The sequence below is a fragment of the Psychromonas ingrahamii 37 genome, assembly GCF_000015285.1.
GTDB lineage: Bacteria > Pseudomonadota > Gammaproteobacteria > Enterobacterales > Psychromonadaceae > Psychromonas > Psychromonas ingrahamii.
This window is the reverse complement of record NC_008709.1, coordinates 4,025,806-4,048,856: the sequence shown is the minus strand read 5'-3', so window position 1 is coordinate 4,048,856 and position 23,051 is coordinate 4,025,806. Positions and strand designations below refer to the sequence as shown.

Sequence of the window (23,051 nt, the reverse complement as noted above, 5' to 3'; positions counted from 1 at the left end):
TTTATAGTGAGGTAATGATGGGAACGTATAATACCAGTGAATTCAAAGGCGGGCTAAAATTTATGCTTGATAACGAGCCTTGTGCAATTATCGAGAATGAATTTGTTAAACCAGGTAAAGGTCAGGCGTTTAGCCGTGTTAAACTGCGCAAACTTTTATCGGGTAAGGTGATTGAAAAAACCTTTAAATCTGGCGAAACAGTTGAATCTGCTGATGTCATGGATATTGAGCTTTCATATCTCTACAGCGATGATCAGTTTTACCATTTTATGAATAACGAGACTTTTGAACAAATTGCGGCAGATGTAAAAGCGGTCGGTGATATGGCTAAATGGTTGGTTGAGCAGGATATCTGTACTATCACTACCTGGAACGATAATCCAATAGTGGTAACACCCCCTAATTTTGTTGAACTGGAAGTGACAGATACGGATCCGGGACTTAAAGGAGATACTGCCGGTACGGGTGGTAAACCTGCTACCTTGGCAACAGGTGCGCTTATTCGAGTGCCTTTATTTATTCAGATTGGTGATATGGTCAAAGTTGATACGCGCAGCGGTGAATATGTCAGCCGGGTTAAAAAATAAACTTTTCTGATATCTTTAGTGATGTGAGTATCAAGATAAAAAAATCAGCTAATTAGCTGGTTTTTTTATCTCTATGAACGGGAAACCACTAGAACATCTGCAGCAGCAGAGTAAAGACAAAGACACTGACCGCAAAAGCAAACCCGTAACAGAAAACCTGTTGCAAATCTCGTCCTCGTTTTATGCCTATATCGTGTAACCCATGGTAAATACGATGCAGGGTATGCCATAAAGGTAAAGCAACCAGCACTAATACAATAGCTGCACCGTACCAGCTTGTGGCAAAGTGATGCACTTTTTCATAACTAAGGTTCTTACTATCTATTAAACCAAGCGGAATTAGAATACCGGTAATCAAAATCATGACGGGTGTCAGGAACGCGGTGAGCATTCCTCCCGCACCAAATAACCCCCAGAAAATGGGTTCATGTGAACGTGTATAGATTTTCTCTGTTGTATTAGACATTTTCATTCTCCTTACAGGGTGATAATTATCAGGCAGAAAATAGTCACTGCAACGAATGCGCCGTAATGACCCGCAATAATAAATTTGTCTGGTAATCTTTTCCCTCTGATCCATAAAGCGATCGCTTTAGGCGCCAGAGAAAACCAGGTAACAGTATGATACAGGGCTAATGCTAACGCGATAAGGTGCAGCATAATTGAAAGTGGATTGTGTAATGCGGCCATCCAGGCATTAAAAGCGGCTTCACCCTGACTTAAACGAAAGACACCCCAGGTTAATATCAGGCTGTATAAGGTAATAAAAATACTACTGCCTTCGCGAATCATATATTTTGTATAAAAAGCGTTTTTCATCCACCAATTTATTGGTAATTCACGCACATAAGGTTTACGTTTACTCATTTTATTAACCTCCATAATTTAAAGCTGTCATTAATTCCATTGGCAGTTCACGCACATAAGGTTTACGTTTACTCATTTTATTAACCTCTGTAATTTAAAGCTGTCATCAATTTAATTGAAAATTCAAGTTGGTAAGATTTTCCTTTAGGCATAGTTATCCCCTTAATCTGGTTTAAACATACCAATTAAATAATCTTTACTGCTGTCCACTTTAAGCAGTTGAATGGCTGCAGCCGGATCAACATCTTTAGGGCAAACTACCGAGCAATATCCAACAAAAGTGCAACCCCAAACACCTTCTTCCTGATTGACTATTTTCATCCGCTCAGCTTCACCATTATCTCGACTGTCGCGGTTGTATCGCGCTAGCAATGCAAGAGCCGCAGGGCCGGTAAACTTCTTGTCTAAGGCATATTGCGGGCAGGCGGCGTAACATAAGCCGCAATTTATGCACATTGAAAACTGTTTAAATTTTTCCATCTGTAAAGGTGTTTGCCGATGAGGGCCTTCGGCTAAATCTTTTTCTTTTTCAGGTATAAGATAGGGTTTAACGGACTCTAATTTATCGATAAAGTCATCCATGACGACCACCAAATCGCGTTCAATAGGGAAGTTAGCCAAGGGTGCTAAACTGACTTTCTTTGGAAAATAATCACGCAGGAATACTTTACAGCCTAATTTAGGAACGCCATTTACCATCATTCCGCAGCTGCCACAAATCGCCATACGGCAAGACCAGCGGAAACTAACCGTGCTATCCAGATGATCTTTAATATATTGCAGGGATTCCAAAACAGATAAGTCTGGGCTGTAGGGGACTTCAAAAGATTGAGTAAATGGTTTTTCATCCATTTCGGGGCGGTATCTCAGTACATCTATTGTAATAGTTGATGCGTTCATTAAACTTCCTCCTGTGCAGACGCAGCTTGTGCTTTCTCAGCAGCAGCGTTTGCTTTGTCCGATGCTTCACCATAAACACGTTCAGCGGGCTGGCTTTTGGTAATTGTCACGGCGGAATACTTTATTTTGGGTGCTTTATCCGCTTGATAATATGCCAGTGAATGTTTTAAGAAGTTTTGGTCATCACGTTTATCAAAATCGTCAATGCGCTGATGTGACCCGCGCGACTCTTCCCGATTTATTGCACTGTGTGCCATTGCTTCTGCGCTGTCGAGTAAATATCCCAATTCAATGGCATATAAAAACTCAGTATTAAACACACTGGATTTATCAACAATCTTAATGTTTTTATAGCGCTCTTTAAGTTCGGCAAGTTTATCGATGGTTTTTTGCATTAGTTCTTTGGTGCGATAAATGCCAACCCCCTCTTCCATGCAGTCGCCCATTTCTAAGCGGATGTCTGCCATCTTTTCAGTGCCTTCACTGTGCAATAAGGCTTCTGTGCGGGCCAAAATAGCATCGGCCTGTTTTTTTAAAGGCGCTATTTCCTGGTGTTCTGTATTAAGTGCATAATTTGCAGCTTCCTGCCCGCCTAACTGGCCAAATACGGCAAGCTCAGTTAACGAATTCGAGCCCAAACGGTTGGCACCATGCAAACCAATAGAAGCACATTCGCCTATTGCATATAACCCAGCCAGACTGGTTGCCGTTTTCGCGTTCGTTTCGATACCCCCCATTGTATAATGTACGGTAGGGCGCACAGGGATGGGGTCATAAACAGGATCGACTCCGGCATAGGCTTTTGCCAGTTCACGGATAAGTGGCAGGCGTTCATTAATTTTATCTTCACCCAAGTGGCGAAGATCCATATGAATATAGTCTCCGCGTTCTCCTTCAAAGACATTACCTTTTTGCTGCTCCTGCCAGAAACATTGACTGAGTTTGTCACGTGGTCCAAGTTCCATGTGTTTGTTTTTAGTCTGTCCGACGGGTACTTCAGGCCCCAATCCATAATCTTGCAGATAACGGTAACCATTTTTATTGACTAAGATACCCCCTTCACCACGACAACCTTCGGTCATTAAAATACCACTGCCCGGTAAACCCGTCGGATGATACTGCACAAACTCCATGTCACGGAGCGCAACACCGTGCCGATAAGCGAGGGACATGCCATCACCGGTGACAATGCCGCCATTGGTATTATAGCTGTATACGCGACCTGCGCCGCCGGTTGCCATAATTACCGATTTAGCCTGGATCAGTTTTACTTCACCTTCGGCAATATCAAGGATCACAATACCTTGGATTTTGTTGTCTTCAACAATCAAATCCAGGCAGAAATGCTCATCAAAGCGTCTGATTTTGGGGTGCTGAAGTGAGGTTTGAAAAAGAGTGTGCAGAATATGGAAGCCACTTTTATCGGCAGCGAACCAAGTACGTTCTATTTTCATCCCCCCGAATGCACGGACATTAATCGAGCCATCCTCTTTACGGCTCCACGGACAGCCCCAATGTTCAAGTTGGGTAAGTTGTTTGGCGGCATTCTCTACAAAATACTCAACAACATCCTGTTCGCATAACCAATCTCCGCCGGAGACAGTATCATTGAAGTGGTTATCCAATGAATCATGACCTTGAACAACGCCTGCCGCGCCACCTTCAGCTGCAACGGTATGGCTGCGCATCGGATAAACCTTGGATATTAATGCGATATCGAGCTCTGGATGGTTTTTTGCAATTTCAATAGCGGCTCGAAGGCCTGAGCCGCCGGCACCAATAATGGCAACATCTGTTTGAATTATCTGCACATTTCTACTCCCTTAGTTGTTTATGTTATTCATCTTATTCACATTATTAAGATTATTCTTTGATTCTAACAGTGAGTTGGTAAAAAACCGCGAAATAAACAAGGTTATTTGGAAATGAGCTATAAAGACTAGCAGTTTATGTCAATATAATGAGGGGATATTACAAAAAAATTTTTTATTTCCGAATTTTTTATTCTTCGGTAAACTAGGGGGGGGTATTGATCTTCCTATGCGATAATCTTTGATTATCTAGAAAAGGTCAATTATTCTGAATATAAAGGAATTAAAATGAGCTGGAAACCAAGTGCATCGATAAAAGAATTAAAACAACGGGCAAAAATATTACAGGCTATTCGGCATTTTTTTATAACACGCGGATTATTAGAAGTGGAGACGCCGATCTTAAGCCAGGCGGGTGTGACGGATATCCACTTGTTTTGTTTTCAAACCCATTTTATGGGGCCACAAATATCCTCATCAAAGCCGGAAGCACAGGGTACCCCGCTCTATCTGCAAACGTCGCCTGAATTTCATATGAAGCGTCTTTTGTCTGCCGGTAGTGGGTGTATTTTTCAAATAAGTAAAGTCTTTCGCAATGAAGAATCGGGACGATTCCATAATCCTGAATTTACCTTACTGGAATGGTACCGGGTTGGATTTGACCATTTTCGTTTAATGGATGAAATGGATCAGTTATTACAATTTATTCTTAAATCTGAAACTGCGCGTCGTTGTACCTATCAGAATGCTTTTTTAGAAGTATTAGCGGTTGATCCTCTCACTGCGAGTCTTGAACAATTGAAGACTTCAGGAGAAAAGCTTAATCTGGGGGAGGTCTTAAGTGAAGAACCCGATCGGGATACTGTACTGCAGCTATTATTTTGTATTGCTATTGAACCTGTTATTGCGCAACACAAGCCCTGTTTTATTTATAATTTTCCGGCTTCACAAGCAGCATTGGCAAGAATAAGTCCCACTGATAAGCGTGTCGCAGAACGTTTTGAGGTTTATTTTCAAGGCATTGAGCTGGCTAATGGTTTTCATGAATTAAGTGACGGGCAAGAGCAGTTAAGACGTTTTCAGGCAGATAATCGTTTACGCTCACGAAAGGGGCTTGCGCAAATGCCGATTGATGGGAACTTTATCTCGTCGCTAGCGACGTTACCCGATTGTGCCGGTGTTGCCTTAGGAGTCGATCGCTTGGTAATGCTTGCCTGCGAGAAAAAACATATTGATGATGTTATCAGTTTTACAATTAAAGGAGCCTGAGTTGGCTAAATTATGGTTAACCGATCGTGCTTATCCGTTATGGGCGTATATATTTCGTATCTTATACTGGTTATTTGCTATTTATCTTTCCTCTTTATATTTACAACATTATTCATATCATGATTGGTTTAAAATTGGCCTGATGTTATTAAGTGTCTTTTTTGTTATTATCTCTTTATTATTAGGACGTTGTCTGGATCACTTTTTTAAACCAGGCTAACTGAATTGTTTATTTTAAGACTATAATGGGTTATTAATCCTAATATTAATAATTTTTTAGCCAAACCACTTAAGGGGAAGATTCAATTGGTTTGGTTTTAATTCATTCACTGTACAGAGGTGTTTATGGCGATTAAAAAAGTTAAATCAGAAGTTGAAAAGTTATCGGCCATTTTGGACGAGGATCTTATTGCTGATAAATGCACTGCCGGAGACTTACGGCAGGTACATGATCAGCTTCAAGAGGCTATAAAATCTGGTGATCCGGCAAAATTGATCCGGGATAAAAAAATTGCCCAGCAACTGATTGTTTTTGAAGAAACTAATCCGGTTGTTGGTAAGGTGATTAAAGACCTCATTTTAGCCCTTTCCAGCATGGGAATATAAACCCGCTGAATTAAAGCGAGTAGGTTTGTATTTTTCCTGAAATATAGACATAAAAAACCGACATCCAGTCGGTTTTTTCATTTTATTTGGTTAAACTACAAAAGCAGTAAGTGTCAGATTGCAGCTAACCCTGGGTGAGTCAGGCATTCAAAATTATTTCACCCGTGATGCCCTGTTAAATCAAGAGCGCTGATCAAGTCAGTTAAAACCCGTTAGCGCATGTTATATCAGACCTTAGATTAAAACCCATTTCACAAACCATTATTATTTGATATGTTTATAATACATTAACCAAAAATGAATATAACGAATCAGATCTTATTAAATAGAGTGGAATTCTAAACCATGAATGTAATTCATAAATGTAAGGCAATGTTAAGAATTAAATCTAAGTCGAATTCTTCAGCAAGCCTAAAAGATCGGGCAATGGCTGTACTTGAGCATGACTCACGTCAAGAAAAATTAGCATCGGAACAAAAAAAGTTTAGTCTAGAAGAGTGCTTAGATGATACAACCCTCAATAAGGATTTTTAAAACTTTTCCTTGCTCGATGCTAAAGTTCATTTTTTGAAAATAAGTGTCATTTACCAAGCTCTTAAATTAGTCAATATTCGTTTACAACTCACCTTAGGTAAGTCAGCGATTTAAAAATCATTTCACTCGTGGTGCTTTAATACATTGGTACAAGCACAAGCTTGATAAAAAGTAATAGGTTATGCCAAGATCGTCGCTGTTAAACCAAGAACCATCGCATTAAGTCCTTTAAAAGCCGCTGGGTGGATTTCAAATGGGTCGTGGTATGCGCATTGTCGATTAGATCCTTGTCCATGAGTCCTACCATCTTCACTCATCAACATTATGGAAAGAGGTCGGACGGGTAATACCGAGTTATAAAGAGAGATTGAAAGTATGTTGCCATAATCGGGTGGTTTAGTAGCTTCAAAATTATTATCAAAGATTTATATTCTCAAGAAAATAAGCAAATGACAGGGCTTATATTTAAAATAGAAATAGGGTGTGGTGGGGCTGATTTTGCCAAGACGGAAGATGCACCAAAACCAAAATACTTACGCTGGACAACATTTTTCAAAGCTAAAGATGAACTTTACGAATTAGGCTGTAAATATTGGACGATAGTTGACTTGTAGATAGTTGAATTCTATTTTCAATGACAGTTTGAAAGCTTAACCAATCAACACACTCACAGCTGCTCTTATTTATTGCAGACATGAAAAAAGGTTAGTAAACACTAGGCCTACTAACCTTTCCATATATAACATCCCCTAATTGAGTTACACGAGGGAAGTTACGACATTAAGTCGGTTTTTTAAAGCTTAAAATTAAAGACTATTTTCTTAAATAAGAATTATAGTGCTTTGATTTTTGCAGAAAGACGGCTTTTCTTACGAGCAGCAGTATTTTTGTTAATTAAGCCTTTAGTTGCGTAGCTATCTAAAACTGATTGCAGTTTTACAAACTCAGCGGTAGCAACTTCTTTATTCGCAGCTTCGATAGCAACAACAACTTTCTTGATGAAAGTACGCATCATTGTACGACGGCTGGCATTATGTTTACGGCTCTTTTCAGATTGTAAAGCACGTTTTTTAGCAGACTTGATATTAGCCAAGACTTTAACTCCTAAATTCTGTATACAGGGATAATCAAAGGTCGTGGAATATGCCCTTTCATACGTATATTGTCAAATGATTTCTTTTTAACCACTTAAAAAACTGGTAAGAAACCAAGTAGATGGTTAAACTGCGCGCATTATATACCCAAGTTGCTTAATAATGCAAGAATCTACAGGTCTAGAAGTGACTCTATTTCCAGACGTTTAGGGTATTAACGAACGCTGACTAGTCATACTCCAGCTAACTTGTTGAGTGCCTTTTTCAAATAGTTTGAACAAAATTAACATCCCCCTTTAGTAGGAAAAATATTGTGAGTAAAAAATTACTGAGATCAGGTTTGATCGTAAGCTCTATGACATTGATTTCTAGAATTTTAGGTCTGCTAAGAGATGTCGTCATAGCAAACTTGATGGGAGCGGGAGCTGCCGCCGATGTGTTTTTCTTTGCCAATAAAATTCCTAATTTTTTACGGCGTTTATTTGCTGAAGGTGCGTTTGCACAAGCATTTGTGCCGGTCTTGACGGAATACGAAAAACAACACTCTTTTGATGAAGTTAAAAAATTAGTTGCCGCTGTCTCCGGCACCTTGGGAACCATTATTACTATTATTACTATTCTCGGTGTGTTGGGATCTTCTGTGATCACCGCATTATTCGGTTTTGGCTGGTTTTTAGAATGGTGGAATGGCGGCCCGGATGGACAAAAGTTTGAGCTTGCCTCTTTTATGTTAAAAATAACCTTTCCCTATTTATGGTTTATTACCTTCACCGCTTTATCCGGGGCAATTTTAAATACTCTGGGTAAATTTGCTGTCGCCGCTTTTACGCCCGTCTTTTTGAATGTGGCAATTATCAGTTGTGCAATTTTTGTCTCCCCGCATTTGCAACAACCAGAAATAGGGTTAGCAATAGGCGTATTTTTGGGTGGGGCGATCCAGTTTCTTTTCCAGATCCCTTTTTTACATAAAGAAAAACTATTGGTTAAGCCTACTTGGAATTGGCACCATCCCGGTGTTGTAAAAATCAGAGTCTTAATGATTCCGGCATTATTTGGGGTATCTGTTAGCCAAATTAATTTATTGCTTGATACTTTTATTGCCAGTTTTCTGCAAACGGGATCAATCAGTTGGTTATATTACTCGGATCGTTTACTGGAATTTCCATTAGGGTTATTTGGTATCGCTATCGCAACGGTTATTTTACCGAGCCTGTCCTCATCTCACGTCACTAAATCAATCGATGATTTTGCTAAAACGCTGGATTGGGGGATGCGTATGGTCTGTATCTTAGGTTTCCCTGCGATGTTAGGGTTGATTATACTGGCGGAGCCTATGCTGCGTGTTTTATTTATGCGTGGTGAATTTGTTGCCCACGATGTTGCAATGGCATCAATGAGCTTATGGGCATACGGCAGTGGGTTATTGAGTTTTATGATGGTTAAAATATTAGCACCCGGATACTACGCACGCCAGGATACAAGAACGCCAGTAAAATACGGGATGATTGCTATGGGCAGTAATATGGTTTTGAACATTATTTTTGCTATCCCCTATGGTTACGTCGGTTTGGCTATTGCAACCTCAATTTCAGCGACTTTAAATGCAGGCTTGTTATGGTTTGGTTTATACCAAAAAGGTATTTACCAAAGACAAAAAGACAGTGTGTCGGTACTACTGCGAATTATCATTGCGGGTTTAGTGATGGCCGCAGGTTTAGTTGCCTTTAATCCAGCATTATCAGAGTGGAGTCAACTGTCGTGGCTGGAAGCTGCATTAAAACTGTTTTATTTAATCGTGGCAGGTGCAGTCTTGTATTTGTTTGCTTTAGGGTTGACCGGATTACGCTTTAGGCATTTTCAGATAAGAATGGCTAAATGAGGGCTGATTAGTTGCGCTGCTTAATATATAATCCACTCTTTTGTGTTTTATAGCCTTTTATTAAGTAAACAAAATGGAATTATTACGCGGCATTCACAATATCAAAGCATCCCATCAGGGATGCGTTTTGAGTATTGGTAATTTTGATGGGGTACATTTAGGCCATAAAGCGGTGCTTTCTCGATTATTATTTGAGGCTAAGCGCCTGAAGGTACCTGCAACTGTTTTAACATTTGAACCGCAACCTGCTGAGCTGTTTTCCGGAGAGAATGCACCTGCTCGATTAAGCCGCTTACGTGATAAATTTGTACAACTTGATCAACTGGGGTTAGACAGGCTTTTATGTGTTTCATTTAACCGTAAGTTCGCTAATTTAAGTGCGCAAGAATTTATTGAAGAGTTGTTGATAAAAAAACTCGGTGTAAAGTTTTTGGTGATTGGTGATGATTTTCATTTTGGTTACCAGCGTAAGGGCGACTTTGAGTTGCTAAAAAAAGCCGGTGAAAAGTATGGCTTTGAGGTGGTTGATACCCACAGTCTGACGCAACAAGAATATCGTATTAGTAGCAGCCGTATTCGTGCGGCTTTGGCTGCGGGCGACATGCGACAAGCGGCATTAATGCTTGGCCGAAAATACAGTATTACCGGCAGAGTGGTACATGGACGAAAGTTAGGCCGTACTATTGGTGTACCCACTGCGAACCTGTTGTTAAAACGTCGAGTATCACCCGTTTCAGGTGTTTTTGTGGTCTCGGTGCTGGGCATTGGCAATCAGATTTATCAAGGTGTTGCTAATATTGGTCAGCGACCTACTGTGCAGGGCGTCCGTCAGCAGTTAGAAGTACATATATTTAATTTTAATGCGAACTTATACGGTTTACAGTTAGAAGTCGTATTAGAAGAAAAAATACGCGATGAAGTGCGCTTTGATTCATTCGCAGAATTAAAAATTCAGATCGATAAAGACATCAAGCAGGCCAGACAATGGCACTTGCTCCATAAATAACCACAAACTACTTGAATATGCAGGAATCCGTTAGTCGTACATGACTTTGAAAATTAATGTTAAAGTAGCTTGGGTCTCAATCCCAACGTAATGTCAGATGGAATAAAATCAATGAGTGATTACAAAAGTACATTAAACCTACCTAAAACAGGTTTCCCGATGCGTGCAAATCTTGCTAATCGTGAACCTAATATGCTGAAAAATTGGTACAGCAACGACCTTTACGGAAAGATCCGTGCAGCTAAAAAAGGTAAAAAAACATTTATTCTGCATGATGGTCCTCCCTATGCAAATGGTGATATTCATATCGGTCACTCGGTTAATAAAATTCTTAAAGACATTATTATTAAATCAAAAACATTATCTGATTTTGATGCACCCTATATCCCCGGTTGGGATTGTCATGGTCTGCCCATTGAGTTGAAAGTTGAGCAAAAAGTTGGCAAACCCGGTAAAAAAATCAGTGCCGCTGAATTCCGCAAAAAATGTCGTGAATATGCAGCGCGCCAAGTTGATGGCCAACGTAAGGATTTTAAACGTCTGGGTGTGTTGGGGGAGTGGGATAAACCCTATCTTACGATGGATTTTGGCACCGAAGCGAACATTGTTCGCGCGCTGGCGCAAGTGATTAAAAATGACCACCTCCACAAAGGCTCTAAACCTGTGCATTGGTGTACAGAATGCGGTAGTGCATTGGCTGAAGCCGAAGTTGAATATGAAGATAAACTATCACCGGCCATTGATGTCGCTTTTAGCGCGGTCGATAACGAACAAGTTTTAAACTGTTTTAGCGCTGTGACTGATAATCTGGGGGAAGGTAATGTCTCTGCTGTGATCTGGACAACCACGCCTTGGACACTGCCGGCTAACCGCGCCATTGCATTAGCACAAAAAGTAGAATACTCCTTAGTACAAGCAGGAGAGCGGCGTTTAATTATAGCGACGGATCTGGTGGCCGATTGTCTGAAACGTTACGGCAATGAAGATTTCAGCACCTTAGCTATCTGTAAAGGGATTGATTTAGAGAAGCAATTATTTAACCATCCCTTCTTGGACTTGCAGGTACCTGCCATTCTTGCTGATTACGTCACCGTTGATGCGGGTACTGGTTGTGTACATACCGCGCCAGGGCATGGTCAGGACGATTATGCTGTTGGTTTACGTTACGATTTAGAGGTTGCTAACTACGTTGCAGATAACGGTGTTTTCCGTGACGATACCGAATTTTTTGCAGGCTTACATGTGTTTAAAGCTAATGACCGGGTGCTTGAAGTATTAGCAGAAAGAAATGCATTACTGTGCTCTATCAAATTGAATCACAGTTACCCGCATTGCTGGAGACATAAAACGCCGATTATTTTTCGCGCTACGCCACAGTGGTTTATCGCCATGGATCAAAAAAGTTTACGCGCTGATGCGCTCGCTGAGATTCAAGCTGTTAAATGGATCCCAAGTTGGGGTCAACAACGTATCGAAAAAATGGTTGAGAACCGTCCTGACTGGTGTATCTCTCGTCAACGTACATGGGGTGTCCCTATTACCCTGTTTGTACATAAAGAAACCGATGAACTGCACCCAAACAGTGTTGAAATGATGGAGCTTATTGCGCGTAAAATTGAAATCGATGGCATTCAAGCATGGTGGGATTTAGAGCCGGAAACCCTGTTAGGTTTTGAAGCTGAAGAATACCGCAAAGTAACAGATACCTTAGATGTGTGGTTTGATTCCGGTACAACCCATGCTTCGGTTGTAGCAAAACGTGAAGAGTATACGTTAGAATCGGGTGAGCAAGCGGCAGCTGATATGTATCTTGAAGGTTCAGATCAACATCGGGGCTGGTTCCAGTCATCGTTAATGACCAGTATGGCAATTAACAATAAAGCACCTTACAAAGAAGTATTGACCCACGGTTTTGTGGTTGACGGCAACGGCAAAAAAATGTCCAAGTCGTTAGGCAATGTGATGTCTCCACAAACCGTTATGAATAATCTTGGCGCCGATATTCTGCGTTTATGGGTTGCTTCAACGGATTACACCGGTGAGATGACGGTTTCTGATGAAATACTTAATCGCAGTGCAGACAGTTACCGTCGTATCCGTAATACATCACGTTTCTTACTGGCTAACTTAAACGGTTTTGATCCAACCACTGATTTAGTGCCTAATGAAGAAATGGTTGCGCTGGATCGCTGGATTGTAGCGCAAACATTAATATTACAAAATGACGTTATTGAAGCCTACGAAAGTTATAGTCTGCATGCGGTTTATCAAAAGTTGACCCATTTCTGCTCTATCGAATTAGGTAGCTTCTACCTGGATATCATTAAAGATCGTCAGTACACAGCTAAAGCGGACAGTAACGCGCATCGCAGTTGTCAAACCGCATTGTTCCATATTGCAGAAGCGCTGGTACGTTTGATGGCACCCATTCTAAGTTTTACCGCCGATGAAATTTGGGCGCGTCTGCCGGGCGCACGTGATGAATTTGTATTCACCACGGTTTGGTATGATGGTTTATTTAGCCTGTCTGATAATGAAGCCTTGAGCAGTGCTGCATGGTCGAAGTTAACGTTAGTCCGTGCCGAGGTGAATAAGGCCTTAGAAATCGCCCGTAAAGAGAATGCTATTGGGGGTGGTTTGGAAGCCGAAGTTATCCTTTATGCGTCCGATGAAATAGCGACTTTATTAACCACCTTAGAAGATGAATTGCGTTTTGTTCTAATCACATCGCAAGCGCAGGTTAAACCCTTAGCAGATGCCCCGCAATTGGCTCTTAAAACTGAAGTGACTGGTTTATTGGTCTCTGTTGTTAAGAGTGCGGCGCCTAAGTGTGAGCGTTGTTGGCATCACCGGGAAGAGGTTGGACAAAATAAACAGCATCCTGAATTATGTGGTCGCTGCGTGACCAATATTGAAGGGCAGGGTGAAATCCGTAAATTTGCGTAATCGCATTATCTAACATAGACCCAAACTATTTGAATCTGCATCTTCGAGCAGTTTGGGTCTAAACGCCTTACTACTTTAAGGCGTTTTTTAATTGGGATTTAGAATGGCAGAAATAATAGAAAAATCAGGTTTGCGCTGGTTATGGCTCGCCGCAATCATGTTAGCGCTTGACCAAGTAACTAAGTATTGGACAATACAATCATTAGATTTATATGAATCTTATGAGATTTTTTCATTCTTTAGCTTTACCTACGCAAGAAATTACGGTGCAGCGTTTAGCTTTTTAGGTGATGCAGGAGGGTGGCAAAGATATCTGTTTACGGCCATTGCAATCGTCGTTTCAAGTTATTTAGTTTACTTATTAAAGAAAAATGCTTCGACAGATCGTTGGATTAACTGTGCTTATGCATTGATCTTATCGGGTGCGCTTGGCAATGTAGTCGATCGTATGATGTTTGGTTATGTCATCGATTTTTTAGATTTTGATTTAGGTTTTTATCGCTGGCCAACCTTTAATATTGCAGATAGTGCTATTTTTACGGGGGCTGTAATAATGATTTTTGAGTCTTTTTTTGCCAAACAGGCAAAACCAATTAAACAACCAAAGGGAAATAAAAATGTCTGAAGTTAAGAACCTGTCTATTATAGAAAAAAGTGAAGTACTGATGCATTTTTCGATTCGTTTATCCGATGGATCTGCCGTTGACAGTACTAAAATTTCCAACAAACCTGCAAAGTTTGTTATGGGTGATGGCAGTTTAACGGCTGGTTTTGAAGATTGTTTGCTTGGTTTACAGGTTGGGCAATCAGAAACCTTTACGCTGGCGCCTGAGTCTGCCTTTGGGTTGTCTAATCCGGATAATATTCATCACCTTGAATTAAATAAATTCAGCAGTGATGTGCCTGCAGAAATCGGTTCAATTATTACCTTTACGCAGCCAAATGGTGAGGAACTTCCTGGTATTATTCGTGAAATTATCGCCGACAGTGTTACTGTTGATTTTAACCATCCACTTGCCGGTCAAACGGTTACCTTTGAAGTGGATGTATTAGAAGTTTTAAACTAAATAGCTTTGAGCTTTGAGCTTCGAGCTTCTTAAATAAAGGTTATTTATGGAAATCATTTTAGCGAATCCGCGTGGTTTTTGTGCGGGTGTCCATCGTGCTATTTCAATTGTTGATCGTGCCTTAGATATTTTTACACCCCCCATTTATGTGCGTCATGAAGTTGTTCATAACCAGTATGTGGTTGATGACTTAAGAGCCCGTGGCGCCGTATTTGTCGAAGAGTTAGATGAAGTACCTGAGAACAGTATTGTTATTTTTAGTGCACATGGTGTCGCACAATCGGTGCGCGCAGAAGCCAAACGGCGCGATCTTAAAATCTTTGATGCAACTTGTCCGTTAGTAACTAAAGTGCATATGGAAGTGACGCGTGCCAGTCGTCGCGGGCAGGAATGTATTTTAATAGGTCATCAAGGCCATCCTGAGGTCGTTGGTACTATGGGGCAATATGATAACCCACAGGGTGGGATTTATTTGATTGAATCGCCTGAAGATATCAAAAAATTAGAGGTTAAAAATCCCAACAGTCTTTGTTTTAGTTCTCAAACGACTCTGTCGGTTGATGATACCGCAAATATTATCAAGGCATTGCGCGAGAAATTTCCTAAGATTGATGGGCCACGTAAAGATGATATCTGTTATGCAACACAAAATCGTCAGGATGCCGTTAAAGCGCTTGCTGAAAGAAGTGATCTTGTTTTAGTGGTTGGCTCGACCAATTCTTCGAATTCCAATCGTTTACAGGAAAAAGCAAGTTGTGTCGGTGTGAATGCCTATCTTATTGACAGTGAAAAAGATATTAAAACTGAGTGGCTTGAAAATGTAAAAGTGGTTGGCGTTACTGCGGGGGCCTCTGCCCCGGAAGTGCTGGTGAAAGAGGTGATTGCCAGGCTCAAAAAACTAGGTGGTACTGTGGTGACTGAAAATTTGGGTGTTGAAGAAAATATTATCTTTGAAGTGCCCGCCGAGCTGCGCATTAAGCAGATCGATTGATTTTTATAAAATGACTTTTCTTTTTTAGAGTGGAATACATTTGAAAATACAACTGGCGTAGCATTTTTTGCATTTTCTATCTGTATATTTACCGTCATTAGTATTAAAGTGGTGGGATATATTTTCGTTTAAAAACAACATAAAGAGATTTCGATGAAAAAAATAGAAGCAATAATTAAACCATTTAAAATGGATGATGTTCGTGAAGCGCTTGCTGATATCGATATCACTGGTATGACTGTTTCTGAAGTGAAGGGATTTGGTCGTCAGAAAGGGCATACTGAGCTTTATCGCGGTGCTGAATACATGGTTGATTTTTTACCCAAAGTAAAAATAGAGTTAGTCGTTAAAAAAGAAGACGTTGACCGCTGTATTGAAGCCATTATGGGTACTGCACAAACAGGTAAAATAGGCGATGGTAAAATTTTCGTTATGCCGGTTGAACGTGTTATTCGAATCCGTACTGGTGAAGAAGATAACGAAGCCGTTTAGTCTTATAGGCCGAATATAAAAAAAGGAGAACTTAGTTCTCCTTTTTTTATATTCGTTACATTGATATTTTACAGCTATAAGGCATTTTTAGCCACGCACCTTTTTCCAATGATAATGTGTCAGGATAAAATTAATTCTAAGGTTTAACATCTATCAGCGTCAGGTTTTTCGGGTAGTTTAATTTTAATACGGCCAAGGCATTCATTTTAGGCTCTTCAATACCTAAGACATTATAACTTGCAATCATAATCTCTAGCGCCTGTTCAACAGCCGGCATATCGGGGTAATTATTTAAGACTATTTTGCAACGATTAATGGCGGCAATATAAGCTTCACGTTTGAGATACCACTGCGCAATCCCAATTTCATAGCGTGCTAAACGATCTTTTAGATCTATTATCCTTTGTTGCGCATCGACAGCATATTCGCTGCTTGGGTAATATTTGATAATTCTTGATAAGTCTTTGAAGGCTTGGATTGCATTGTTTGGATCTCGGTTATAACGATCGATACCAAACAAGTCCTGGAAAAATTGCTGATCTGCGCTGATATAGGTTAAACCACGCATATAATAAATATAATCAAGGTCGGGATGTGTTGGGTTCAGGCGAAGAAACCGGTCAATGTTGGCCAGTGTAAAGGCTGTTTCACCACGTTTGTAATAAGCGTAAATAAGATCCAATTGCACCTGATCTGAATGTGGGCCAAAGGGGTAACGGGTATCCAAGGCCTCTAAAATATCAGATGCTTTTTCAAAACTTGCAGACTCTAATGCTTGTTTTGCTTGTTCATAAAGTACCATGGGTGGTTTATCATCCACTTTAGGTTTTTCAGCTTTTTTAGATGAACAACCGGTGCTTAATAAAACAATCATAAGAGAGGAGGTTATTAGTCTGAGGATCTTTTTCATAAGTGTTATAATGCCAATGCAGATAAAGGGACAGTATCTTCTATCAATCCATAAAAGAAAAGTTAAAAAAGATAAAATGTGACTGTATCACAGCTAAATAAATTTTATTTATAACGGTTTGATTAAATTACTCTCATCCAGGGAAAAGAATTAATCCATTTGCTATCAAACAATAGTGTAGAAAAAGAGAACAATATATGAGTCAAGAGTTAAACCTTAGCGCAGAAGTCACTGATCAACAACTCGGCTTTCGATTAGATCAGGCAGTAGCGTCACTATTCCCTGACTATTCCCGTACGCGAATTAAAGAATGGATTTTGGCTGATATGGTCAAAATTGATGGCGAAGTCATTAATCGTCCTCGCGAAAAAGTTTATACCGGGCAAACGGTAGGAGTTCAAGCTGTACTCGAAGATGAAGTCGTTTTTAAAGCGCAAAAGATCAAATTAGAGATCGTTTATGAAGATGACGATATTTTAGTGATTAACAAACCGGCCGGTTTAGTTGTGCATCCCGGTGCAGGTAATCCCGATGGTACTGTTCTAAATGCACTGTTGCATCATTTTCCGCAAATTATTGAAGTACCTAGAGCGGGTATTGTGCATCGTTTAGATAAAGACACAACTGGACTGATGGTTGTGGCCAAAACGGTACCGGCACAAACACATTTAGTGACCAGCTTACAAGCGCGTGAAATTACTCGTGAGTATGAAGCGATTGCCATGGGAGGCTTTACTGCTGGTGGATTTGTCGAAGCTCCAATTGGGCGAGATAAAGTACATCGTGTTAAAATGGCGGTTAATTCAACGGGTGGTAAACATGCTCTGACTCATTATCGTGTCTCTGAGAAATATCGTGCTCATACACGGTTGCGATTACGCCTTGAAACCGGTCGTACACACCAAATTCGAGTCCATATGATGCATATAGGTCATGTACTGACAGGTGATCCGGTTTATGGTGGTCGTCCTCGTCCACCTAAAGGTGCTTCCGAGGCATTATTAGCAACGTTACGTGGTTTTAGACGTCAGGCATTACATGCAACTATGTTACGTTTAGCGCACCCTATTACCGGTGAAATAATGGAATGGCATGCGCCACTGCCTGCAGATATGGCCGAATTAGCAGAGGCGTTACGCCAAGATATGATTCTGCACGGTGGTTAATAAGGATTCTGATGTGCAGTTGCTAAAACCAAACTGGTCTGCTCCTGCACATATTCAAGCATTTTCCAGCACCCGTCTTGGTGGAGTTAGCTCAGGCCTTTATTCTGAGCTGAATTTAGGTTTACATGTTGGCGATGATCCCCTTATTGTCGGCAAAAATCGCAGCACTTTAGCCAATACTTTGTCCTTAACCGGGGATATTTGCTGGTTAAATCAGGTTCACAGTACTATTTTACTCGAGCTTAAAGAAAACACTGCAGGTCCTCTGACCGCTGATGCGGCATGGAGTCATTGTAATAACACCCCCTGTATTATTATGACGGCAGATTGTTTGCCGGTGCTTATTACCAATAAGCTGGGTACTTTTGTTTGTGCTATCCATGCCGGTTGGCGAGGTTTATGTGATGGTATTATTGAAAAATCAATTAAGATTATTTGTGCTCAGTTAGCCGTCAATGCAAATGATTTACTGGTTTGGTTGGGGCCCTGTATTGGTAAAAGTGCTTTTCAGGTCGGTAGTGAGGTACGGGCTGCGTTTATTGCTGAAAACGGACAAGCTAGCTTAGCCTTTAGCGCTTTTGGGGATCGTTGGTTGGCTGATTTACAGCAGTTGGCGCGTTTACGTTTAGCCCCCTTTAATGTCTTTGAAATCACAGCCAGTGAATACTGCACCTTTAACCGAGCCGACCTTTTTTATTCCTATCGTCGCGATGGTGTCACGGGGCGAATGGCCACCTTAATCTGGATTAATAAGTAGACAAAATAGTAGGGCTCTTAAAAAACCATCCTTTTCATCAAAAATTGCAGCTGTTTTATCTTTCCTCCTTGAAATTGTTCAATTAACCACCATTCTTTATGTCTATATTATTATTGAGGGTTTTCCTATGCGCATGGATAAATTAACCAGTAAGTTTCAATTAGCAGTTGCCGATGCTCAATCCTTAGCACTCGGGCATGATAACCAATATATTGAACCCATTCATATTATGCTTACTCTCCTAAATCAAGATGGTGGTTCACTGCGGCCAATATTTGCAGATTTGGAGGTGAACCTGAGTGCCTTACGATTAGAACTTTCCACTGAGCTGGATCGCCTTCCAAAAGTAACCGGTATCGGCGGTGATATTCAGATATCCGCTCAACTTAATACGTTGTTTAATCTGTGCGACAAATATGTCCAAAAATCCCAGGATAAATTTATTTCTTCAGAACTTTTTTTAGTCGCGGCTTGTGAAGATAAGGGGCGTTTAGGTGACATTTTAAAAAAATTCGGTTTGAATAAACAAAAAGTTGAAAAATCGATTGAAAAAATTCGCAATGGCCAAAATGTCACGGATCAGGATGCTGAGGGGGTAGAGAAAGCATTAGTTAAATATACGATTGATTTAACCGAGCAGGCTGAGCAGGGCAAGTTGGATCCGGTCATTGGTCGCGATGATGAAGTACGTCGTATGATTCAGGTGCTGCAACGCCGGACTAAAAATAATCCGGTTATTATCGGTGAGCCGGGTGTGGGTAAAACCGCTATTGTCGAAGGTCTGGCCCAGCGTATTATTAATGGCGAAGTGCCGGAAGGTTTAAAAAATAAACGGGTATTGTCACTGGATATGGGGGCATTAATTGCCGGCGCAAAATACCGCGGTGAATTTGAAGAAAGATTAAAAGCGGTATTGAGTGAGTTATCTAAAGAAGAGGGAAAAATCATTCTCTTTATTGATGAATTACATACTATGGTGGGTGCGGGCAAAGCGGATGGTGCGATGGACGCGGGTAATATGTTAAAACCGGCCCTGGCGCGGGGAGATCTGCACTGTGTAGGGGCAACTACTCTGGATGAATACCGTAAATATATTGAAAAAGATGCCGCCCTTGAACGCCGTTTCCAAAAAGTGCTGGTCGATGAACCAACGGTTGAAGATACTATTGCCATTTTACGTGGTTTAAAAGAGCGTTATGAACTCCATCATAAGGTCGAAATTACCGATCCTGCGATCGTAGCGGCAGCGACACTTTCCCATCGTTATATTGCCGATCGCCAGCTCCCCGATAAAGCGATTGACCTGATTGATGAAGCGGCATCAAGCATCCGTCTGCAGATGGACTCTAAGCCAGAAGAGTTAGATAAGTTAGAGCGGAAAATCATCCAGTTAAAGTTAGAAGAAAAGGCGCTGCAAAACGATACTGATGAAGCCAGTATTAAACGTCTAGCTGATTTAGAAAGCGCTCTAGCGGAAAAAGAACAGGCATTTTTGGCCTTAGATAAAGTATGGCGCGCCGAAAAAGCCGCTCTGTCAGGTACGCAGAATATTAAACAATCCATCGAACAGGCACGTTTAGATCTTGAAGTTGCCAGCCGGGCAGTCGATTTAACCCGAATGTCTGAATTGCAGTACGGTGTAATCCCTGCATTGGAAAAACAGTTAGTACAAGCAGCACAAGCTGAAATGCAGGAGACTACCCTATTAAAACATGCGGTAACCGAAAATGAAATTGCTGAAATCCTTGCTCATTGGACGGGTATTCCGGTGGCTAAAATGCTTGAAGGGGAACGCGATAAACTCCTTAAAATGGAAACGCATCTGCATTCCCGGGTGATAGGCCAAAACGAAGCCATTGACGCTATCGCTAATGCTATTCGCCGCAGCCGAGCGGGGTTAAGCGATCCCAATCGTCCGATCGGCTCTTTCCTCTTTTTAGGGCCAACGGGGGTGGGTAAAACTGAATCCTGTAAAGCATTAGCTAATTTCCTCTTTGACAGTGAGGACAATATGGTGCGCATTGATATGTCTGAGTTTATGGAAAAATTTTCAGTGTCCCGTTTAGTGGGGGCACCTCCCGGATATGTAGGATATGAAGAGGGTGGATATTTAACGGAAGCTGTGCGTCGTAAACCTTATTCAGTGATTTTATTAGATGAGATAGAAAAAGCCCACCCAGACGTGTTTAATATTTTATTACAGGTATTAGATGACGGACGTTTAACCGATGGACAAGGGCGTACCGTTAGTTTCCGTAATACCGTTATTATCATGACCTCAAATATCGGTTCAGATATTATTCAGGAGAAGTTTGATAAAGTCAGCTATGATGAAATTAAATCTTATCTGCTGGATATATTAGCGAGCCAATTTAAACCCGAATTTTTAAATAGAATAGATGAAACCGTGGTTTTCCATCCATTAGGCAGGGAGCACATTAAATCGATTGCAGAGATTCAATTACGATCTTTACAAAAACGTCTTACTGATAAAGATTATCTGGTCACCTTTACTGACCAAGCTATCCAATTGTTAGTGGACGCGGGTTATGATCCCGTTTATGGCGCCAGACCTTTAAAACGTGCCATTCAGCAATTGCTGGAAAACTCCTTAGCGCAGGATATCCTGTCTGGACGTTTGCAAACGGGTAAAGAGATACGGGCGGAGGTTATTGATGGAAAAATTGAATTTGTGCAATAAATAGCGCAGGCAGATGCAGCTTGAAGTACATAGAAAACCACCGCCAATTTAATTAGCGGTGGTTTTCTGGTTTATGCGTTTAGTTTAAAAAGGCACAGGGTAGGTTTTAAAGACAGACTCTATATCAATGAGCGCTTGTTGGTTTAAGGGCATTGAAAATGCCTTAATATCGTCCTGTAATTGGTTGATATTTGTCGCGCCAATAATAGTTGAGGTGACACCATCAACTTGATTGCACCAGGCGAGCGCTAATTGAGCGGGCGTAAAGCCGTTTTGTTTCGCTATCTCGGCATAGGCTGAAATTGCTTTTTGTGCCGCCGGTGTATCGCGGAATAAACCATTACGCTGCTCCAATGTCCAGCGACTGCCCTCTGGACGGGCACCATTGAGATATTTACCGCTTAGCATCCCACCCGCAAGCGGGGACCATGGTAAATAAGCAATATCTTCATGGATACAGTTTTCTATTAAATAAGGCCAGTCCTTAGCATGCAGTAAGCTAAATTCATTTTGTATTGAAACCATTCTTGGCAGATCGTGTTTTTCGCTTAATTTAAGGTAGGTATTAATGCCCCAAGGGGTGTCGTCAGATAATCCGCAATGACGTATTTTCCCGGCTTTAACGCAGCGGTTAAGCCCTTGTAAAATATCTAACATTTGTGCAGTGTGATCCTCTGCGCTGACCTCACTGAATGTTAATTGATTTGGCCAGTGTTTGTTAAAATGGGGAGAAGTTCGATTTGGCCAATGCAGCTGATAAAGATCGATATAATCAGTCTGTAAACGTTTCAGAGAAGCATCTACCGCTGCCACAACTGCATCACCCGTAATAGGTCCACCATCACGTATCCAGGGCACACCGGCACCGGCTATTTTAGTGGCAATGATCAGATCTTTACGCTTATTTTTATTTTCCGCCAGCCAGTTACCCAGAATGCTTTCTGTTTTTCCATAGGTATCGGGCGAGGGCGGCACTGCATACATTTCAGCTGTATCAATAAAATTAATACCCTGGCTAATGGCATAGTCTATTTGCTGATTTGCATCCTGTTGATTATTTTGTAATCCCCAAGTCATCGATCCTAAACAGACTTTTGATATTGGAAGTCCACTGCTTCCCAACGTTGTAAACTCCATACTGATTCCTTAAATAGATGTTAATATCACAAGCTAAAAATAAATTATATTGGTTGTCGTAAATAACAGTATTCAAATACTATACTGTTTAAATGACTGACGAAGTAAAGCTACCTTATATAAATTAATAAATCTCACAATTTTTAATGTTTTTTTGAATATTAATAAACCTGTAACGGTGAAGCTGTGATTGAAGAACAGCCAATAATTGTCAATAATAGTCCAATAAAAGCGGATCTGAATAAAGATTTAAACGACTATTTTTATGCTGGTGGGCATTCTAAAAACCGCCGTTTTACGATTCTTAAGGACAGTTTTTTATGCGAATGAG

Annotated in this window: 24 protein-coding genes; 17 read left to right on the top strand and 7 right to left on the bottom strand. The window is 40.8% G+C overall.

Features of this window, described 5'->3' with window-relative positions; genetic code table 11:
* Nucleotides 1-17: 17 nt before the first annotated feature.
* Complete coding sequence (gene efp / locus PING_RS16920; RefSeq protein WP_011771521.1) at nucleotides 18-587, top strand: elongation factor P; 570 nt, start codon at nucleotides 18-20, stop codon at nucleotides 585-587.
* An 88-nt stretch (nucleotides 588-675) separates the two neighbouring features.
* On the opposite strand, the gene frdD is transcribed toward efp, so the two are convergent.
* The 4 genes from frdD to frdA all read right to left on the bottom strand — a co-directional run bounded on the left by frdD (nucleotide 676) and on the right by frdA (nucleotide 4,165).
* Nucleotides 676-1,053, bottom strand: coding sequence for a fumarate reductase subunit FrdD (gene frdD, locus PING_RS16915; RefSeq protein WP_011771520.1), 378 nt, complete (start codon nucleotides 1,051-1,053; stop codon nucleotides 676-678).
* A gap of 11 nt (nucleotides 1,054-1,064) precedes the next feature.
* A complete protein-coding gene (locus PING_RS16910; protein WP_011771519.1) occupies nucleotides 1,065-1,454 on the bottom strand; it encodes a hypothetical protein in 390 nt (129 codons plus the stop codon).
* Nucleotides 1,455-1,616: 162 nt separating this feature from the next.
* Nucleotides 1,617-2,354 carry a succinate dehydrogenase/fumarate reductase iron-sulfur subunit gene (locus PING_RS16905; RefSeq protein WP_011771518.1) on the bottom strand — a complete coding sequence of 246 codons (738 nt, stop codon included), beginning with the start codon at nucleotides 2,352-2,354 and terminating at the stop codon, nucleotides 1,617-1,619.
* Entirely contained in the window at nucleotides 2,354-4,165 is a 1,812-nt protein-coding gene (gene frdA, locus PING_RS16900; RefSeq protein WP_011771517.1) for a fumarate reductase (quinol) flavoprotein subunit, read from the bottom strand. The genes PING_RS16905 and frdA overlap by 1 nt, the downstream gene beginning before the upstream one ends.
* 288 nt (nucleotides 4,166-4,453) lie before the next feature.
* On the opposite strand from frdA, the gene epmA reads away from it, so the two are divergent.
* From epmA to PING_RS20775, 5 genes are all read left to right on the top strand, one after another.
* Nucleotides 4,454-5,434 carry an elongation factor P--(R)-beta-lysine ligase gene (epmA, locus tag PING_RS16895; protein WP_011771516.1) on the top strand — a complete coding sequence of 327 codons (981 nt, stop codon included), beginning with the start codon at nucleotides 4,454-4,456 and terminating at the stop codon, nucleotides 5,432-5,434.
* 1 nt (nucleotide 5,435) lies between these two features.
* Nucleotides 5,436-5,654 (top strand): hypothetical protein, encoded by a 219-nt coding sequence (locus PING_RS16890; RefSeq protein ID WP_011771515.1) that lies wholly within the window; start codon nucleotides 5,436-5,438, stop codon nucleotides 5,652-5,654.
* Nucleotides 5,655-5,779: 125 nt separating this feature from the next.
* A complete protein-coding gene (locus PING_RS16885; protein WP_011771514.1) occupies nucleotides 5,780-6,040 on the top strand; it encodes a DUF4404 family protein in 261 nt (86 codons plus the stop codon).
* Nucleotides 6,041-6,385: 345 nt separating this feature from the next.
* Entirely contained in the window at nucleotides 6,386-6,574 is a 189-nt protein-coding gene (locus tag PING_RS16880; RefSeq protein ID WP_041766653.1) for a hypothetical protein, read from the top strand.
* 449 nt (nucleotides 6,575-7,023) lie between these two features.
* Nucleotides 7,024-7,188, top strand: a complete 165-nt coding sequence (locus PING_RS20775; RefSeq protein ID WP_157035396.1) for a hypothetical protein — start codon at nucleotides 7,024-7,026, stop codon at nucleotides 7,186-7,188.
* Between the two features lie 218 nt (nucleotides 7,189-7,406).
* Here PING_RS20775 and rpsT read toward each other — a convergent pair whose 3' ends face one another.
* A complete protein-coding gene (gene rpsT / locus PING_RS16875; protein ID WP_011771513.1) occupies nucleotides 7,407-7,667 on the bottom strand; it encodes a 30S ribosomal protein S20 in 261 nt (86 codons plus the stop codon).
* 314 nt (nucleotides 7,668-7,981) lie between these two features.
* On the opposite strand from rpsT, the gene murJ reads away from it, so the two are divergent.
* The 7 genes from murJ (at nucleotide 7,982) to glnB (ending at nucleotide 16,049) form a co-directional block, all read left to right on the top strand.
* Nucleotides 7,982-9,547, top strand: a complete 1,566-nt coding sequence (murJ, locus tag PING_RS16870; RefSeq protein WP_011771512.1) for a murein biosynthesis integral membrane protein MurJ — start codon at nucleotides 7,982-7,984, stop codon at nucleotides 9,545-9,547.
* Between the two features lie 73 nt (nucleotides 9,548-9,620).
* Nucleotides 9,621-10,553, top strand: a complete 933-nt coding sequence (ribF, locus tag PING_RS16865; RefSeq protein ID WP_011771511.1) for a bifunctional riboflavin kinase/FAD synthetase — start codon at nucleotides 9,621-9,623, stop codon at nucleotides 10,551-10,553.
* A gap of 111 nt (nucleotides 10,554-10,664) precedes the next feature.
* The gene (ileS, locus tag PING_RS16860; RefSeq protein ID WP_011771510.1) at nucleotides 10,665-13,499 is read left to right on the top strand and encodes an isoleucine--tRNA ligase; all 2,835 of its coding nucleotides are present in this window, start codon (nucleotides 10,665-10,667) and stop codon (nucleotides 13,497-13,499) included.
* A gap of 103 nt (nucleotides 13,500-13,602) precedes the next feature.
* Nucleotides 13,603-14,124 (top strand): signal peptidase II, encoded by a 522-nt coding sequence (lspA, locus tag PING_RS16855; RefSeq protein ID WP_011771509.1) that lies wholly within the window; start codon nucleotides 13,603-13,605, stop codon nucleotides 14,122-14,124.
* The gene (fkpB, locus tag PING_RS16850) at nucleotides 14,117-14,566 is read left to right on the top strand and encodes an FKBP-type peptidyl-prolyl cis-trans isomerase (RefSeq protein WP_011771508.1); all 450 of its coding nucleotides are present in this window, start codon (nucleotides 14,117-14,119) and stop codon (nucleotides 14,564-14,566) included. Before lspA ends, fkpB begins: the two co-directional genes overlap by 8 nt.
* A gap of 46 nt (nucleotides 14,567-14,612) precedes the next feature.
* Nucleotides 14,613-15,557, top strand: coding sequence for a 4-hydroxy-3-methylbut-2-enyl diphosphate reductase (gene ispH / locus PING_RS16845; protein WP_011771507.1), 945 nt, complete (start codon nucleotides 14,613-14,615; stop codon nucleotides 15,555-15,557).
* Nucleotides 15,558-15,710: 153 nt separating this feature from the next.
* Nucleotides 15,711-16,049 (top strand): nitrogen regulatory protein P-II, encoded by a 339-nt coding sequence (glnB, locus tag PING_RS16840; RefSeq protein ID WP_011771506.1) that lies wholly within the window; start codon nucleotides 15,711-15,713, stop codon nucleotides 16,047-16,049.
* Between the two features lie 136 nt (nucleotides 16,050-16,185).
* Here glnB and PING_RS16835 read toward each other — a convergent pair whose 3' ends face one another.
* Nucleotides 16,186-16,959: an outer membrane protein assembly factor BamD gene (locus PING_RS16835; protein WP_011771505.1), complete on the bottom strand. Its 774-nt coding sequence runs from the start codon at nucleotides 16,957-16,959 to the stop codon at nucleotides 16,186-16,188.
* Between the two features lie 197 nt (nucleotides 16,960-17,156).
* Between PING_RS16835 and rluD the strand changes: the two genes are divergently transcribed.
* The 3 genes from rluD to clpB all read left to right on the top strand — a co-directional run bounded on the left by rluD (nucleotide 17,157) and on the right by clpB (nucleotide 21,583).
* On the top strand, nucleotides 17,157-18,125 hold the full coding sequence (gene rluD, locus PING_RS16830) for a 23S rRNA pseudouridine(1911/1915/1917) synthase RluD (RefSeq protein ID WP_011771504.1): 969 nt from the start codon (nucleotides 17,157-17,159) through the stop codon (nucleotides 18,123-18,125).
* 13 nt (nucleotides 18,126-18,138) lie between these two features.
* Nucleotides 18,139-18,882, top strand: coding sequence for a peptidoglycan editing factor PgeF (pgeF, locus tag PING_RS16825; RefSeq protein WP_011771503.1), 744 nt, complete (start codon nucleotides 18,139-18,141; stop codon nucleotides 18,880-18,882).
* 127 nt (nucleotides 18,883-19,009) lie between these two features.
* Nucleotides 19,010-21,583, top strand: coding sequence for an ATP-dependent chaperone ClpB (gene clpB, locus PING_RS16820; protein WP_011771502.1), 2,574 nt, complete (start codon nucleotides 19,010-19,012; stop codon nucleotides 21,581-21,583).
* 84 nt (nucleotides 21,584-21,667) lie between these two features.
* Here the strand turns inward: clpB and PING_RS16815 are convergent, their stop codons facing one another.
* Nucleotides 21,668-22,720 carry an aldo/keto reductase gene (locus PING_RS16815; protein WP_011771501.1) on the bottom strand — a complete coding sequence of 351 codons (1,053 nt, stop codon included), beginning with the start codon at nucleotides 22,718-22,720 and terminating at the stop codon, nucleotides 21,668-21,670.
* A gap of 186 nt (nucleotides 22,721-22,906) precedes the next feature.
* On the opposite strand from PING_RS16815, the gene PING_RS20770 reads away from it, so the two are divergent.
* Complete coding sequence (locus PING_RS20770; protein ID WP_157035395.1) at nucleotides 22,907-23,050, top strand: hypothetical protein; 144 nt, start codon at nucleotides 22,907-22,909, stop codon at nucleotides 23,048-23,050.
* Nucleotide 23,051: the final 1 nt, after the last annotated feature.